Origin of the sequence: Luteimonas gilva (genome assembly GCF_005239095.1) — a bacterium.
Lineage (GTDB): Bacteria > Pseudomonadota > Gammaproteobacteria > Xanthomonadales > Xanthomonadaceae > Luteimonas_C > Luteimonas_C gilva.
The window spans coordinates 444,466-461,314 of sequence record NZ_SZUA01000001.1 but is presented as its reverse complement, the minus strand read 5'-3'; the positions used below and the strand labels follow the sequence as shown (position 1 = coordinate 461,314).

Here is a 16,849-nt window from a genome sequence, read left to right as displayed (position 1 = left end):
CCGCTAGACCGCGCCATGCACGACACCCTGTTGCTGTTCGGCGCCACCGGCGACCTCTCGCAGCGCTACCTCTTCCCTTCCCTGCAACACCTGCTGCGCGACCGGCTGCTGCCGCCGGATTTCCGCGTGGTCGCCGTCGGCCGTAGCGACTACGACGACGGCGGCTTCCAGGCCTGGCTGCGCGAACGCCTGGCCAACGGCGATTCGCGCGACGATACGGCCCTGGAAGACCTGCTCCGCCGCACGCATTACCACGCGCTCGATCTCAACGACGCCGAGGCGATGGCCGCGACGCTGTCGCAATACGCGGACCGGCCCAGCGTCAGCTATCTGTCCACGCCGCCCGATCTGTTCGCGCCCGCCACCCGCGGCTTGAAGGCCGCCGGTTTGCTGGAAGGCGAATCCCGGCTGGTCCTGGAAAAGCCGATCGGCCACGACCTGGCCTCGGCGCGCGAGATCAACGCCACGCTCAAGGCGGCGCTGGACGAATCGCGGATCTTCCGCATCGACCATTACCTGGGCAAGGCGCCGGTGCAGAACCTGCTGGCGCTGCGCTTCGGCAATACGTTGATGGAAGCGGTGTGGCACAACCGCTGGATCGAATCGGTCGACATCCTGGTCGCCGAAACCGCCGGCGTCGACGGCCGCGAAGGCTATTACGCCAACTACGGCGCGCTGCGCGACATGGTCCAGAACCACATGCTGCAGCTGCTGGCGCTGATCGCGATGGAGCCGCCCTCGGCGCTGGACGCCGACAGCATCCGCGACGAGAAGCGCAAAGTGCTGCGTTCGCTGCGGCCCATGACCCCCGCCGACGTCGGCAAGCACAGCGTGCGCGGCCGCTACGAGGCGGGCGTGGTCGACGGCGAAGCGGTGCGCGGCTTCAAGCACGACAGCGAAGTGGAAACCTTCGTCGCCCTGCGCGCCCACATCGACAACTGGCGCTGGTCCGGCGTGCCGTTCCGGATCGTCACCGGCAAGCGCATGCCTTCGCGCGCCACCGAAGTCGTCGTCTCCTTCAAACCGGTCTCGCACTGGGTGTTCGAGCGGCCGAGCAAGGAGCGCGCGCGCTCCAATCGCCTGCGCATGCGCTTGCAGCCGGAAGAAACCATCGAATTGGGCCTGATGGGCAGCCTGGCCGCGCCGGAATGGGGCGCGACCGAACTGCAGCCGATGTCGCTGGATCTGTCGATGTCGCCCGCGCCCATACGCCGCATCGCCTACGAACGCCTGCTGATCGATGCGCTGAAAGGCGACCAAACCTTGTTCGTCCGCGACGACGAAGTGGAAGCCGCCTGGCACTGGATCGACAGCATCAGCGACGCCTGGCGCCAAGCGCAAACGCCGGTGCAGCCCTACCCGGCCGGCTCCTGGGGCCCGCCGGCGGCCGTGGACTTCTTGCCCGCCACGCTGTTCGGCAACGGCCACAAGAAAAAAGCCTCATGAGCGGCGCCGGCGAACGCGTGCTGTTGGCCGACATCGGCGGCACCAACGCGCGCTTCGCGCTGGCCGACATCGATGCGGCGGATCCGCTGCTGGCCGAAAGCGTGCGCGAATTCGCCGTCGCCGATTTCCCTTCGCTCGGCGATGCCGCCCAGCATTATCTGGACACCATCGCGCCGACGCCGCTCGACGACGGCGGCATCCGCCGCGGCGTATTCGCGGTCGCCGGCCGCGTGGACGGCGACGAGGCGCGCATCACCAACCACCCTTGGGTGATTTCCAAGCGCCGGGTGCAATCCGCGCTCGGCTTCGACGATCTCCAACTCATCAACGATTTCGCCGCGCAGGCGATGGCGATCGTGCTGCTGCGCGGCGACGCGCTGGTGGCCATCGGCGGCGCCCGCGCCGCGGCTTTCGATCCGCGCGTCGACCGCAATTACGCCGTGATCGGTCCGGGCACCGGCCTGGGCGTCGGCGCGCTGATGGTGCGCGACGGCCGCGCCTATCCGATCGAGACCGAAGGCGGCCACGTCAGCTTTCCGCCCGGCACGCCGGAGGAAATCGAAATCCTGCAACGCTTGTCGGCGCAGTTCGGACGCGTTTCGAACGAACGGCTCATCTGCGGGCCCGGCTTGGTCAACATCCACCGCGCGCTCAGCGAGATCGCCGGCGTCGATCCCGGCCCGATGAAGCCCAAGGACATCACCGAACGCGCCGCGCAGGGCGATCCGATCAGCATGCGCAGCGTCGACGTGTTCTGCGCGGTGTTCGGCGCCATCGCGGGCGATCTGGTGCTGACCACGGGCGCCTGGGACGGCGTCTATCTCACCGGCGGACTGGTGCCGAGGATGTTGCCCGCTTTGCAGCACTCCGGTTTCCGCCAGCGCTTCGAGCACAAAGGGCGTTTTTCGTCCAACATGGCCGCCGTGCCGACGCTCGCCGTCGTGCATCCGCAACCGGGATTGCTCGGCGCCGCCGCGCTGGCCTTGCAGCATCGCGCGGCGCCACCGTCGGACGCCTGATGCCCACTTCCGCGCCGCCGCCGATCGAATACGATCCGCCCTCGCCGGGCCGGGTGAAGTTCAACGCCTATCCGGACGCGGACGCTTGGGCTTGGAGCTGCGCGGTCATGCTGGCGGCCAGCCTGCGCCGCGATCTCGCCGAACGCGGCCACGCGCGCCTGCTGCTCTCCGGAGGCACGACGCCGGCGCCGGTCTACCGTGCCCTGTCGAAAGCGCCGCTCGATTGGGACAACATCGACGTGGCTCTGGTCGACGAGCGTTGGCTGCAACCGGACGACCCGGACAGCAACGCGCGCCTGGTGCGCGAGAACCTGCTGCAGAACCACGCCAAAGCCGCGCATTTCGAACCGATGACCCGGCTCGGCCGCACGCTCGACGAAGCCGTCGCCAGCGCCAACGCGCACGCGCGCCAGGCGACCACGGCGGCCGTATTGGGCATGGGCGAAGACGGCCACACGGCTTCGCTATTCCCCGGGGCCCGCGATTTGCCGCGCGCGCTGTCGAGCAAGTCCGATTACGTCTCTTTCGACGCCAGCGGCTGTCCGGGCGCAGGCCCGTGGCCGTTGCGGATCAGCCTGACGCCGCTCGGTTTGTCGAAAGCGCGCGAACGCTTGCTGCTGGTCCGCGGCGACGCCAAGCGGCGCTTGTTGGATCGCGCGCTCGACAGCGACGACGCCAGCGTCATGCCGGTGCGGATAGCCTTCACCACGCCCGGCGCCACGCTCCAAATCCACTGGTGTCCGTAGGGTGGGCCTTGGCCCACCGCAAACGCTCGCCATGACCCACGCAAGCACATCTACCGAACATTCCGCCGGCGATCGAAGCCGGTGGGCCAAGGCCCGCCTTACGCCATGACCCTGCATCCCATCCTCCACGAAGTCACCGAACGCATCCGCGAACGCAGCCGCCTCTCGCGCGAGGCCTATCTGCAAGGCATCGAAGCGATCGTCGCCGCCGGCCCGCAACGCAAGCGGCTGAGCTGCGGCAACCTGGCGCATGCGTTCGCGGCCAGCGATACGGCCGACAAAAGCCGCCTGCGCGGCGAAACGACGCCGAATTTGGGCATCGTCACCGCCTACAACGACATGCTGTCGGCGCACCAGCCTTACGAAACCTATCCCGAGCTGATCCGCAAAATCGCGCGCGAAGCCGGCGCCACCGCGCAAGTGGCCGGCGCGGTGCCGGCGATGTGCGACGGCGTGACCCAGGGCCGGCCCGGTATGGACTTGTCGCTGTTCTCGCGCGACGTGATCGCGCAGAGCACCGCGGTCGCCCTGACCCACGACATGTTCGACGCGGCGCTGTACCTGGGGATCTGCGACAAGATCGTGCCGGGCCTGCTGATCGGCGCGCTGGCTTTCGGCCATCTGCCGGCGGTGTTCGTGCCGGGCGGGCCGATGACGCCGGGCATCCCGAACAAGCAGAAAGCCGAAGTGCGCGAGCGCTACGCCGCGGGCCAGGCGACGCGCGAAGAATTGCTGCAGGCCGAAGCCGATTCCTACCATGCGCCCGGCACCTGCACGTTCTACGGCACCGCCAATTCCAACCAAGTGCTGCTCGAAGCGATGGGCGTGCAGCTGCCCGGTAGTTCCTTCGTCAACCCCGGCACGCCGTTGCGCGATGCGCTGACCTGCGAAGCGGTTCTGCGCGCACTGGCGATCACCGCGTTGGGCGACGACTATCGCCCGCTCGGCCGCTTGATCGACGAACGCGCCATCGTCAACGCGGTGGTCGCGCTGGTGGCCACGGGCGGTTCGACCAACCACACCATCCATTGGGTCGCGGTCGCGCGCGCGGCCGGCATCGTCTTGACCTGGGACGACATCGACGCGCTCTCGCAAATCGTTCCGCTGCTGGCCCGCGTGTATCCGAACGGCGAGGCCGACGTGAACCGCTTCGCCGCCGCGGGCGGAACCCAGTACGTGTTCCGCGAATTGCTCGGCGCCGGATTGATGCACGAACTGCCGACCTTGGTCGCCGGCGGCATGGCCGAATACACCAAGGAGCCGCGCTTGATCGACGGCCGCCTCGCCTATCTCGAAGGCGCGGCCGAAAGCGGCGATGCGCAGGTGCTGCGCCCGGCGTCGGATCCGTTCGAAGCGCAAGGCGGACTGCGCCTGATGCGCGGCAACTTGGGGCGCTCGCTGATGAAAGTGTCGGCGGTGAAGCCCGAATACCGCACCATCGAAGCGCCGGCCGTGGTGGTCGATGCGCCGCAAGCCTTGAACAAGCTGCACGCCGCCGGCGTGCTGCCGCGCGATTTCGTCGCCGTGGTCCGCTACAACGGCCCGCGCGCCAACGGCATGCCGGAAATGCATTCGCTGACGCCGCTGCTGGGCATGCTGCAGAACCAGGGCCGGCGCGTCGCCTTGGTCACCGACGGACGCCTGTCCGGCGCTTCGGGCAAGATTCCGGCCGCGATCCACGTCACCCCCGAAGCCGCGCGCGGCGGGCCGATCGCCAAGGTCCGCGAAGGCGACATGATCCGGCTGAACGGTGAAGCCGGCACGCTGGAAGTGCTGGTCGATCCCAAAGAATGGGCCGCGCGCGACATCGAGCCGAATACGACCCCGGCCGCGCACGATTTGGGCCGCAACCTGTTCGCGCTGAACCGGCGCTTGGTCGGTCCTGCCGATCAAGGCGCGCTGTCGATCTCTTGCGGCCCGCCTTCGCACGAAGGCGGCGCCTGGGAATACGATTCCGAATACGAACTGGGCGGAGGCCGCCAGGCGGCGCTGGCACCGCACGGCGAACGCGATTACTGATACGAGACGAACACGACATGAGCATCGCCGAACACCAGAACCAAGCCGAACGGCTGTTGCGCGACGCGGGCATCCTGCCGATCGTCACCGTCGATAGCATCGACCAAGCGCGCCGCCTCGCCGACGCGCTGCTTGCCGGCGGTTTGCGCTCTATCGAACTGACTTTGCGCACCCCGGTCGCTTTGGAGGCATTGGCGGCCTTGAAGAAATCGCTGCCCGAAATCGTGATCGGCGCAGGCACAGTGCTGACCGAGGCGCAGATCCGCGGTTCGATGGATGCCGGCGCGGATTTCCTGGTCACCCCAGGCACGCCGGCCGCCTTGGCCGATGCGCTGGCGAAAGCGCCGCTGCCGGTGGTGCCGGGCGCGGCGACGCCGACCGAATTGCTGTCGCTGATGGCGCGCGGGTTCCGCGTCTGCAAATTATTTCCAGCAACGGCCGTCGGCGGTTTGGCGATGATCAGGGGCTTGGCCGCCCCGCTCTCCGGCTTGAAGCTGTGCCCGACCGGCGGCATCGGCGAGAAGGATGCGGCCGAATATCTGTCTCAACCGAACGTGGTGTGCATCGGCGGTTCGTGGATGGTGGCCAAGGAATGGTTGGCGGCTGGCAATTACGCCAAGATCAGCGAAAGCGCAGCGCGGGCGGTTGCGGTCGTCAAAGCGCGGGCCGCGTGACCGCATTTTTTGCGGGAGCGGCTTCAGCCGCGAGCTCTTGATCTTGAGCCGTCATTCTCGCGAAGGCGGGAATGACGGCTTAAAAGCTCGCCTGAAGCGGATCCCGCAACAACGAGCGGTTAACGGGTGGTGTGGATTTCGACTCTCGCCGGAACTGAAGGAATGCGCAACTCGCCGTCCTTCCATTGCGCCGGCCGGCCATCGATCGTCGCTTTCCCGGGCGCGCCGCGATACGGCCATGGCAAGACCAATCCGCCTGCCGGTACTTTGATTCCGGCCGCGACATCGAGTTTCAAAATCGCCCCCTCGCGTCGCAACGAATAACCCAGCTTCCCGTACGGCGTGCGCAGACCGCGGATCGCCACGCCCTCGCCGTCCAGCCAATCGGCGGGAATGCCCGCCGCCAGCACGACGCTGTCGTCGACTTCGCGCACGTAGGCGAACATGTCCAGCGCCGAGCGCACGAAATCCGAGGCTACCCACGCATGCGGCAAGTCGCCGACGAAGAACGGCTTGCGCCGCTCGCGCGCGACTACTTCGGCCCATTGGTTCCAGGCCGTCGGTTCGCGGTCGGCGAAAAAGAAATCGACCGCGCCCCAGACCCGCTCGCGCCAGCCCAAGCGGACGAACGCCGCCACGTTGCGCCATTCGTAAGGCGTGTAATCGCGCCACTCCCGCTTGCCGTCGCGGCGCTGCTCGAATTCGCGCCAATAGCGCTGGAAGGTGTTGTCCAACAGGGTTTGGGGCAACCTGCCCTGCTCGCCGCCTGGGGCGAGCGCGATCGTAGTCGATGTCGCATCGAAATCGCCGAGCTCGGCCGAACCGGCCAGGTATTCGATCTTGTGATGGGCGGCCGTCGCCTGCAGCGACGCGTACAGATCCTCGCGGAATTGGTCGCGCGAAGCGGCGAAACGCTTGGCTTCGGCGTCCTTGCCCAGCCATTGCGCCACTTCGACCGCATCCTTGTAGCCGCGCAAAGCCCAGAAATTGTCCCAGTACGAATGCACCGGCTTGGCCGAATAGCCTTCGTGGCTGATCGACACCGGCATCATCCCGTAGAACGCCGCATTCTTGGCCTTGTTGGCTTCGGTACGCTCGCTCAGGCGCAGTTTTTCCATGTATTCGAACGCGGCCAGCACGTGCGGCCACATCTTGGCCAGGAAAACCTTATCGCCGTCGTAGCGGTACAACTCGGCGATGTTGAAGATCAATTCGCCGTGGCTGTCGTTTTCGGGGACCGGATCGCTGCCGCGCCGGTCGACGCAGCAAGGCACCATGCCGTCCTTGAATTGGTACGGCGCGTACCAGGCCACGTAATCCTTCACCGCATCCTCGCGCCCCATGCGCAGCAGACCTTCGGAAATCATCGCACCGTCGCGGATCCAGCTGCGCGCGTACGAGCGCGTGCCCGGTTGCAGGCGCGGGCCGATGCGCGAGACGAGCATGTGCGCGGTCGCCGTGCGCAGCGTATCCGCGAGCGCCTGGCCCTGCGGCGGAACGTCGATATGCACCCTGTCCAGCTTGCCGCGCCAATCGGCGGCGACGGCCTGCTGCAGGCTTTCCGCATCCGGGATCGCTTTCGGCGCAACGCCGGTCATCGGAATCAACAGCGAGACTTCGCGCCACTGCCCAGGAGCCAGATGCAGGCGGTACAACAAGGCGCCGGAAGCCAATCCGGTCGGATCGTCCACACGCTTGGACTGCGGCCACTCGCCTTGGGCCAGCTTGGCCACCGCGGATCCGGAATCGAAGGCGGTCGCGAACGCCGCATCCGGCGCCTGCCGCGCGAACACGCGCCGCCGCCCATCCACCGAAACCGTGCCGCCGTCGATCTCCAGTGCGCTAATCTCGCTGACGCCGCCGACGATGTTCAAGAATTGCGTCGGCGGGTTGACTTGCAAGGGCCGCACCGCCAGCGCGAGCGTGAAATCGCCGGCTTCCTTACCGGTGTTGGTCAAGCGGTAGCGCGCCACCAATTGCGAATTCTTTTGATCGCCGCGAGCGAACGCGGTGGTTTTGAGCGCGAACGAGGCATGTTTCCAATCCACGCTCGGGATCGGCAGATAGCCGTCCTGCAGCGACTGAGTGGCCTGCACGTCGGCCCAGGCGACCAATCCGCCGTCGGCGATCACGAACGGTTCGATGCTGAACCCGCCCTGCGCGACTTCGACCGCGCCGTCCTCGCCGATCAAGCCCTGCTGTTCGCCGCCATCGATGCCGAGAATGGTCCAATACGGTTGCTCGCCGACGAATCCGCGCGGATACCAGCCGCGCGGCGAATCCTTGGCCACCGCGCGCACGAAATCGTTGGGTATCGCTGCGAATTCCAGCGGCTGCACCGTCGCTTCGGCCAAGCCGAAAGTGGCTTGCGGCCCGTCGCCGGGCAACAGCCTGAGATAGCGCGCTTCGGATTCCGGCAATGCGAGGTAATCGTCGCCGCCGTCGCCGCCGACGACGGTGCCGACATCGCGCCATGTTTTGCCGTCGTCGGACGTTTGGATCAGGTAATCCGATGCGTATTCGCGCGGCGTCCAACGCAGCACCAAGCCGCCGAATTCGCGCGGCTTGCCCAGATCGAGCGTCAAGCTCGGCGCCGGTTCGGCAGCGAAATCGGCGATCCATGCGGTATCGCGACTGCCGTCCGCCGCCCTGCTGGCCACCGCGCCCCCGTTGGCGACCGTTGCTGTAGCCGAGGCTTTCAACGGCGATCGGTCTTCCAGCGGCAGCGGCTCGAAGCGCAGCCGGTCGAAGCAGACCGAACCTTTGCCGCCTTCGTTGTTGTAGATCGTGTATTCCAGCTTGGCGCTGCGGCGCAGCGTACGGTCCGGATCCGGACCCCAGGCCTTGTCGATATGGCGTTTTTTGTAACGGACCTCGGTCCAGTCGCGCGGATAGTCGTATTTGGTCCGGTTCACCCACCAGACGTTGTCGCCGCTGGCGTCGATCAGCTTGAACTGCAGGTCGTTCTTCGGCGAATCGCCGCGCAGGTCGAACTTGAATTGGTAGTTGCCCGGATAATCGATCGGCAGCACGCGCTGGATGCCGGCGTAGCCGGAAACGCCGTTGAAATCGTAATCCAGGCATAAAGCCTTGCCGTCGACGCCTTGGACTTGCCGGAGTTTGCCGGCTACTTGGTTCGAGACGACGACTTTCCAGTCGTTCGGATTTTCGAAGCCGTCCAGCAAGCGCGGCCCGGTCTGGGCTTGAGTCGGGAATGCCGAGAGCAGCCCCAAGCAAAAGCAAATCCCCCCCGGCCCCCCTTTTTCAAAGGGGGAAACGGCTTGCAAGCGTCGCAACTGGACGCGTCGAAGCAGTTCTCCCTCCTTTGAAAAAGGGGGGCCGGGGGGGATTTGCTTTCGGCTTCGCTTAAAGATCAACCCTTGACGCTCCCGAGCAACAGACCCTGGATGTAGTACCGCTGCAGCAGCAAGAACAGCAGCAGCACCGGCAGCACCGTGATCACCGCACCGGCCATCATCATTTCCACGTCTTGGATGTGCTCGCGCGACAGCGAAGCCAGCGCCACCGGCAGCGTGTAGTGCTCCTGGTCGGTCAACACGATCAAGGGCCACATGAAATCGTTCCAGGACGCCATGAAGGTGAAGATCGACAGCGTCACCAGCACCGGCTTGAGCATCGGCAGCACGATCTGGAAGAAGATGCGCAGCTCGCCGGCGCCGTCGATGCGCGCGGCCTCGAGCAGCTCGTCCGGGATCGACCGCGCGTACTGCCGCACCAGGAAGATGCCGAACACCGTCGCCAACGCCGGCACGACCACGCCGCCGTAGCTGTTGACCAAATGCAGCTGCTTCATCATCAGGAACAGCGGCAGCATCGCCACCTGCGCGGGGATCACCAGCGCGGCCAGCAACAACTGGAAGATGCGTTCCCGTCCCTTGAACCTCAGTTTGGCGAACGCATAGCCGGCCATGGTGTTCACCAGCAAAGAGAGCGCGGTGATCGAAACAGACACCAACAGGCTGTTGCCGAAATTGCGGGCCATGCCGGTGCGCTCGAACAGCTCGCGATAAGCGCTCAAGGTGGCTTGCGAGGGCAGCAGCGGCGGCGGGAAATGGCTGGCCTCGCCGGCCGGCATGAACGACACCGACACCATCCACGCCAGCGGCGCCAGGCTGATCAGGGCCAGCAGCGTCAACGCGGCATTGATCGCGATCGCATTGAAGCGGGACTCGCCGACCTGGCGGCTCATACCAGTTCCTTCCTGCGCCCCAGGCGCAGCAGCACCGTGGTCACCGCCAGGATGATCACGAACAGCAGGAACGCCACCGCCGACGCGCGGCCGAGATTCCACCAGCGGAAGCCTTCCTCGAACATGTAGTACAGCACGCTCACCGTGCTCTGCAGCGGATCGCCGCGGGTCATCACGTATGGTTCGGCGAACAGCTGAAAATAGCCGGAAACGGTGATCACGCCGACCACCAGCAGCACCGGGCCCAGCATCGGCAAGGTAATGTGCAGGAACTGGCGCCATTTCGATGCGCCGTCGATGCGCGCCGCTTCGTACAGATCCTGCGGGATCGATTGCAGCCCGGCCAGGAAGATCACCATGTTGTAGCCGAAGTTCTTCCACACGGCGAGCAGCATGATCGTCGGCATCGCCCAGGCCGGATCGCCCAGCCAGTCGATCGGACCGATGCCGAGGTGGCCCAGCACATAGTTCACCAGTCCGTAGCTGGTGTGGAACAGATAACGCCAGATCACCGCCACCGCCACCAGCGTGGTCACCACCGGCGCGAACAGGGCGGTGCGGAACAAGGCTTTGAATCGCGACGCCGGCGCGTGCAGCAGGATCGCGGCGCCCAACGACACGCCGATCGACAAGGGCACGCCCACCGCGACGAAATAGGTGGTGTTGCCGAGCGACTTCCAAAACATCGGCGTGCGCAGCAATTCCGTGTAGTTGCCGAAGCCGACGAAACGCAGATTGGCCGGATCGGCCAGCGCGTACAGATCGAAGTCGGTCAAGCTCAACCCCAGCGCGGCCAGCACCGGCAAACCGAAGAACACGCCGATCACGATCAGCGCGGGCGCGGCGAACACCCAACCGGCGAGCGAGACCTTCATCGCAGCGCCTCTTCGCTGGATGCGCCGTGTTCCAGCATCCAGCGGCGCTTCTCGAGGATTTCGTCGACGCGCTTGTCCAAGTCGCGCAGCGCGTCGTCCTGCGATTCGCCGCCGCGCACCACGCGTTCGCTGGCCAGGCGCATCTCCTGCACGATCCGTTCCCACTCCAGCACTTTCGGCGTCGGCTTCACCCGCTCCAGCTGGTCGCGGAAAGCCTGCGCGTACGGGTCTTCCTTCAATTGCGGATATTCCCAAGTGCTGCGCCGCGGCGGCAGGTCGCCGATCGCGGCGTGAAAACGCTGCTGCACGTCGGGCCGCGACAAGAATTCGACCAGCTTCCACGACGCATCCTTGCGCGGCGATGAGCGGAACAGCACCAGGCTGGTGCCGCCGGCGATGCCCGCGCCCGGCCCGTTCGGTCCGGGCAGCGGCGCCGTGCCCCAGGCGTCTTCCAGCCCCGGCGGCACGCGCTTCTTGAATTCGCGGATGTTCCAGGGCCCGGAAACGTAGAACGTGAAGAAGCCTTTGAAGAATTCGTCCCACACGTTCGAGATCTGGGTCTCCGACATCGGCGGCGCCCAATCGCGCCGGAAGATGTTGACGTAGAACGACAACGCGCGGCGGAAACCCGGGCTTTGGAAATTGCCGCGGCCGTCGTGGTCGCGCAGCAAAGGATCGTCCTGCTGCAAGCCCAGCGACAGCAATTGTTCGAACTCGTTGAGCGGAAGCATGGACGCGTAGCGTTGCGGTCCCACTTCCCTCTTCACCGCGGCCATCGCGCGGTTCCACTCTTCCCAAGTTTTGGGCGGATGGTCGAAACCGGCCTTCGCCAACAAGTCCTTGCGGTAGAACACCAAGCGCGTGTCCACGTACCAGGGCACGCCCACCAGGCGGCCTTCGATGACGTTGGTGTCCCAAATGCCGGGGAAGTAATCGCTCCGGTCGACGACCTTGGATTTGTCTACGTAAGGCTGCAGCGGCTCGAGCGTGCCCAGGGCCGCGAATTCCGGGATCCAGGTGTTGCCGAGCTGGCAAATGTCGGGCAATCCGTCCGCGGCGAACGCGGTCAGCAGTTTTTCGTGCGCGGCGGTCCAGGGGATTTGCTGCAGATCCACCCGGATGCCCGGATTGTCGCGCTCGAACTCGTCGATCAGCGGCCCCACCACTTCGGCCTCGCGGCCCATGGACCAAAACCGGATCGTGACCACGTCCGGTTCGCGCGCGCAGCCGGCCAGCAGCCACGCGGCGAAAACGACGATCAACAAGGGCCTGACGATGCGCACCCGCCCAGTTTATTGCGGCGGCTGCGGACGCGCCGCTTCGGGCGTCTGCGGCTCTGCGTTCGCGGCCCGCGATTCGGCCACGCCGATCGCGCGCGCCGCCGCGGCCTTCGGATCGGGCGGCCCGCTGGCGTTCCGCGGGGTCAGCCAGCCGCCTTCGAATCCAGCCAGCTCCAAGCCTTTGCGCACGTAAGGATTGCGCTTCATCGTTTTCCAAACGAACTCGTTGCGATAGTTGGCGATCATGGCCAGGATCGGGCCTTGGTCGATGCCGATGTAATCGCTGGCCACCCAGCCCTTGTCCGGCACCAGGCGTCCGGTCTTCAACGGGATGTCGTAGTCGAAGCTGGGATTGAACGCGTCCAGGAAGCCGTAGCTGGAATACAGGTAATCGCCGTAGCGCTCGTGGATCGCCTGGGTCGCCGGAATGACGATCTCGGGCGCGAACGGCAACGAAGCGATCGCCGCGGTCGGCGCGATGGTGCCGTCGTCGAAATCGTCGCGCAGGCCGGCGCCGCGCGCGCTGTAGTGGCGGAATTCGCGTTCCTGGCCCTGGTAGTACTGGGTGGTGCGCTGCGGACCGTCGCTCGCGGTGAGCCCCCAGACGTTTTCGCCGTATTCCTTCCACTTCATCGGGTTTTCGATCGCGTAGGCGCGCTGCGCGTAGGTCGCGCGCCGGCTGTTCTCGAAATAATCGATGCCGCGGTTGCGCATGTAGTCGTCGCGGATGCCGCGGAAATCGATCCACACATGGCTGTACTGGTGGCCGAAATGCGGGGCGAAGCTCAAGTATTCCTGGCCTTGGAACACGCCCCAGCTCAAATCGTAGCTGCGCGTCCACACTTGCCAGGCGTCCGGACTCACCGGATGGGTCGGCGAGCCCATCGCCAGGATGTAGAGCAGCATCGCCTCGTTGTAGCCGGCCCAATCGTGCTGGATGAAGCCGCTCTCCGGATACCAGCCCATCGAAATCAGCGGCGGACGCTTCTGCAGCCAGGTCCAGTCGACGCGCTTGTACAGCTCGTCGGCGACGTCGCGGATCTCCTTTTCGCGCGGATCGTCGCGGTCGTAATAGCTCTGCGCGAACAGCACGCCGGACATCAGCAGCGCGGTGTCGATGCTCGACAGCTCGACCCAGGGCTCGTAGCGGTGCCCGGTCTGCATGTCGAGGAAGTGGTAATAGAAACCGTGGTAGCCGGTCTTGCCGGTGCGCTGCGGCCCTTGCGGCGCATCGCGGAAGAATTTCAACGTGAGCAAAGTGCGGTCGACCGCCTGGCGGCGGCTCAACCAGCCGTTCTCGACGCCGATCGGATAGGCGGTGAGCGCGAAGCCGACCGAAGCGATGCTCGCGAACGGGCGCGACGGGAAGCGGTCGGGCGTCAGGCCGTTGTTTTCGTTGGTCGTGTCCCAGAAGAACTGGAAGGTGCGTTTCTCGATGTCGCGGAACAACGGCGGCAATTCGGGCGGGCCCGGCTTGCTCGGCACCGGCGCGGGGGTCTGCGCGATCGGGCCGGGTTTGGGCGCCTGCGCGTCGGGCTTGCGCTCCGGTTCTTGCGGCCCGCAGCCGGCCAGGAAACAAACGGCGAGCAGCGCGGCCAGGAACGCATGGACACGGGCGGGTCGGAATCGCATTACGGTGCAGGGCCTCTTGATTGAAGAAACGCCGGCTCCCCGTCCCTGGAGAGCCGACGCATGCGGTGGAGCTTAGAACGAATAGCGCGCGCCGACCTGGAAGCTGCGGGCGCTGCGCGACTGCGGCAATGTGCAGCCCGGGATGCCGAAGCGGGGGCTGGTGTAACTGCCTTCGTAGCAATCGAAGTTGTTCGAATTGAAGATGTTGAAGCCGTCCAAGCGCAACTGCAGCACCTGACTTTCGCCGAACTTGAAATCCTTGGTCAGCGACAAGTCGACCTGCTTGTACGGCGCCTTGCGGCCGCCGCCAAGATGGATGCCGGTAGTGTTGCTGGGGCCGTTGACGCCGCCGTTGTAGTCGAAGGTATAGAACACGTCGTACGGCGTGCCGTCGTTGAACGTGCCCAAGCCCGTCAGGCGCATGTCCCAAGGCAGCTTGACGCTGGCGTTGACGACCAGCTGGTTGTGGGCGCCTACGTGGTTTTCCGGATACAGCTCGGGCGACGCGTAGTCCAGCGAATAAGCGTCGCCGCCTTCCTTGCTGGCGTCCATGAAGGTGTACGACAAGCCGAAGCCCCAGCCGGATTCGTCGGTGTATGGCTTGTCCAGAGTGAAGAACACGCCGGTCGACTCGTAGTCCTTGGTGGTGTTCAGCAGCACCGCGCCCAAATTGTGCGGCAACGGACGGATGAAATTGCCGTTCGGGAGCCTATCGCCCCAAACCCACGTGAACTGGTCTTTGCCTTTCACCTTGCTCAAGGTCAGCGACGCGTTCCAATCGCCCATCACGCGGCGCACGCCCAAGCTGAATTGGTCGCTATACGGCGACTTTGTCTTGTTGTTCAGCAGGTCGATTTCGGAAGAGAAGTTGCCAGGCCCCGAAATCAGTGCCTGCAGCTCGTTCACGTTGAGATACTTCGGGTCCCAGACCACGGCGGGGTTGCCGTCGACCGGCGAACCGTCCGGCGAGAACCAAACGGTGTAATCGGGGAATACCGAGTGGAACTCTTCCTGGATCGCGTTATCCAGCGGCGTGCGATCGTAGTAACGGCCCGCGCCGCCGAACAGCACCCAGGATTGGTCGTTGTCCTTGCTGAAGTCGTACGAGAACCCCAGACGCGGCTGGATCATGTCCTTGTCAGGCTTGCGATTGTTGCCGGTGGAGATGTAATCGTGCGATATCCCCAGGAAATTGATGACGTCGATATGCGTCTGCGGCGTCACGTAGTTCTTGTTGTAGGGGTCGGTCTCGTAGTCCCAACGCAAGCCCAGGTTCAACTGCAGGCGGTCGGTGACGTCCCAATCGTCCTGGATGTACAGGCCGATCTGGTCGTTGTCGATCTCGGCGCGCTTGCCGACCGGCGAATAGCGGGCTTGGAACGGGCTGTTGTAGCCGCCCGGGCGGCTGCGGTTGTAGACGTAGATCGGGTTGGCGTTGTTCTGCTCGAGCAGGTTCAGCTTGTAGGTCGCGTACTTCACGCCCATCTTGATGACGTGATTGCCGTGCCAGTCGATGTCGCTGAAGGTGAAGTCGTTGCGGAACGTGTAGTTTTCCTGGCCTTTCTTTTGCAGCAGATTGGCCCCGCCGACGCGGCAGCAGCCCTGGAAGTCCTGGGCGATGATGCCAGGATTGGCCGAATTCGGGCTCCATTCGTATTCGCCGTGGCCGATCGACATTTCGTTCAGCCAACCGTCGCCGTAGTGCTTCCATTTCAACAGCACGTCGTCGACCTTGTTGTCGCGGTTCTGCCGGGCGTCGTACGCGGTGGTGCCGCCGAAGCCGATCACCTCGGTATCGCGGCGCCGGGTGATGCTCAGATCGACGTCGTCGTTCTCGCTGGCGATCCAGCTCAGTTTTCCGAACCAGACGTCCTGCTCGAACGGACGCGCGAACACGCCGTTGAGGCTGGAAAACTGAGGATCGTTGATGGTCACCCGGGCGTTGGCGTCTTCGCGATTGCCTTCATAGCTGACGAAGAAGTGCAGCTTATCCTTGATGATCGGCCCGCCGAGGGTCGCGCCATATTGCTTGCGCTCGTAGTCGGCTTTCTCCTTGTTGTCCCGACGCTCGAAATAGTCTTTTTCCACCATGCTCTTGTCTTGGAAGAAGCCGTAGATCGAACCGTGGAACTCGTTGGTGCCGGACTTGGTGATCGCCGTGACGATCGCGGTGCCCGCCTGCTCGTATTCGGCCTTGAAATTCTGGGTGAGGACACGGAACTCCTGCACCGCTTCCTGCGAGAACGGATTGCCTTTGCTGGAATCCTGGCCGACCAAGCCGCCTTGCAGCACGTTGTTCTTCTGGCTGGCGCCGTCGATGAACACGTTGACCTGATTCGCGGGCTGACCCGCCGCGCTGATGGTCTTGGAAGTATCGGTGTTGGTGACCGTCACGCCCGGCGCCAAAGCGGCGAAGTTCAAGAAGTTGCGGTTGCTCTGCGGCAGCGACTCGATCTGGCGCTGGCTGACGTTGGTGGCGATTTCCGAGGTCTTGGTCTCGATCAACGCCTGCGCGGTGACGGTGACCGCCGCCAGGTTCGTGGCGTCGCCGGCGGGTGCGGGGGCCGGCGCCGCGGCGGCGAGGTTCAAAGTCGCGGCCTGGCCCACTTGCACGCTGATCACGCGCGAGGCGCCGGCGGCGTCGACGCGATAGGTGCCCGGCGTCAGGCCGACCAAGGCGTAATTGCCGTTGGCGTCGGCCTTGACCCGGCGCACCGCGCCGTTGGCGGTGTTGGTGGCCACGATGTCGGCACTGGCGGCGACCTTGCCGCGAATGCTGGCGCTGGTGTTTTGGGCGAACGCTTGCGGTGCGCCGATCAGCAAACAGCTCAGTAGCGCACAGCTCAATAACTTGCGGCTCGGCTTGCGGAACTTACGATTCATGCGGGTTCCCCTCCCAGGGCGATGTATCTAGTTATTTGTAAACGGTTACATCGGAACGCAAAAAA

11 protein-coding genes are annotated in these 16,849 nt (G+C 65.1%); 5 read left to right on the top strand and 6 right to left on the bottom strand.

Annotation, left to right across the window (positions count from 1 at the left end; all coding sequences use genetic code 11):
* Positions 1-15 precede the first annotated feature (15 nt).
* The 5 genes from zwf to eda all read left to right on the top strand — a co-directional run bounded on the left by zwf (position 16) and on the right by eda (position 5,904).
* Entirely contained in the window at positions 16-1,446 is a 1,431-nt protein-coding gene (gene zwf / locus FCE95_RS02110) for a glucose-6-phosphate dehydrogenase (RefSeq protein ID WP_137265339.1), read from the top strand.
* Entirely contained in the window at positions 1,443-2,465 is a 1,023-nt protein-coding gene (glk, locus tag FCE95_RS02105; RefSeq protein WP_137265338.1) for a glucokinase, read from the top strand. Before zwf ends, glk begins: the two co-directional genes overlap by 4 nt.
* On the top strand, positions 2,465-3,211 hold the full coding sequence (gene pgl / locus FCE95_RS02100) for a 6-phosphogluconolactonase (protein ID WP_137265337.1): 747 nt from the start codon (positions 2,465-2,467) through the stop codon (positions 3,209-3,211). The genes glk and pgl overlap by 1 nt, the downstream gene beginning before the upstream one ends.
* Positions 3,212-3,316: 105 nt before the next feature.
* On the top strand, positions 3,317-5,230 hold the full coding sequence (gene edd, locus FCE95_RS02095) for a phosphogluconate dehydratase (RefSeq protein WP_137265336.1): 1,914 nt from the start codon (positions 3,317-3,319) through the stop codon (positions 5,228-5,230).
* A 17-nt stretch (positions 5,231-5,247) separates the two neighbouring features.
* Positions 5,248-5,904 (top strand): bifunctional 4-hydroxy-2-oxoglutarate aldolase/2-dehydro-3-deoxy-phosphogluconate aldolase, encoded by a 657-nt coding sequence (gene eda, locus FCE95_RS02090; RefSeq protein WP_137265335.1) that lies wholly within the window; start codon positions 5,248-5,250, stop codon positions 5,902-5,904.
* 119 nt (positions 5,905-6,023) lie between these two features.
* On the opposite strand, the gene FCE95_RS02085 is transcribed toward eda, so the two are convergent.
* From FCE95_RS02085 to FCE95_RS02060, 6 genes are all read right to left on the bottom strand, one after another.
* Complete coding sequence (locus tag FCE95_RS02085; protein WP_137265334.1) at positions 6,024-9,137, bottom strand: discoidin domain-containing protein; 3,114 nt, start codon at positions 9,135-9,137, stop codon at positions 6,024-6,026.
* Between the two features lie 140 nt (positions 9,138-9,277).
* Complete coding sequence (locus FCE95_RS02080) at positions 9,278-10,114, bottom strand: carbohydrate ABC transporter permease (RefSeq protein WP_137265333.1); 837 nt, start codon at positions 10,112-10,114, stop codon at positions 9,278-9,280.
* The gene (locus FCE95_RS02075) at positions 10,111-10,989 is read right to left on the bottom strand and encodes a carbohydrate ABC transporter permease (RefSeq protein ID WP_137265332.1); all 879 of its coding nucleotides are present in this window, start codon (positions 10,987-10,989) and stop codon (positions 10,111-10,113) included. The genes FCE95_RS02080 and FCE95_RS02075 overlap by 4 nt, the downstream gene beginning before the upstream one ends.
* On the bottom strand, positions 10,986-12,254 hold the full coding sequence (locus FCE95_RS02070; RefSeq protein ID WP_484496912.1) for a sugar ABC transporter substrate-binding protein: 1,269 nt from the start codon (positions 12,252-12,254) through the stop codon (positions 10,986-10,988). Before FCE95_RS02070 ends, FCE95_RS02075 begins: the two co-directional genes overlap by 4 nt.
* A 27-nt stretch (positions 12,255-12,281) precedes the next feature.
* A complete protein-coding gene (locus FCE95_RS02065) occupies positions 12,282-13,901 on the bottom strand; it encodes a glucoamylase family protein (RefSeq protein WP_137265331.1) in 1,620 nt (539 codons plus the stop codon).
* Between the two features lie 72 nt (positions 13,902-13,973).
* On the bottom strand, positions 13,974-16,784 hold the full coding sequence (locus FCE95_RS02060) for a TonB-dependent receptor (protein ID WP_137265330.1): 2,811 nt from the start codon (positions 16,782-16,784) through the stop codon (positions 13,974-13,976).
* Positions 16,785-16,849 lie beyond the last annotated feature (65 nt).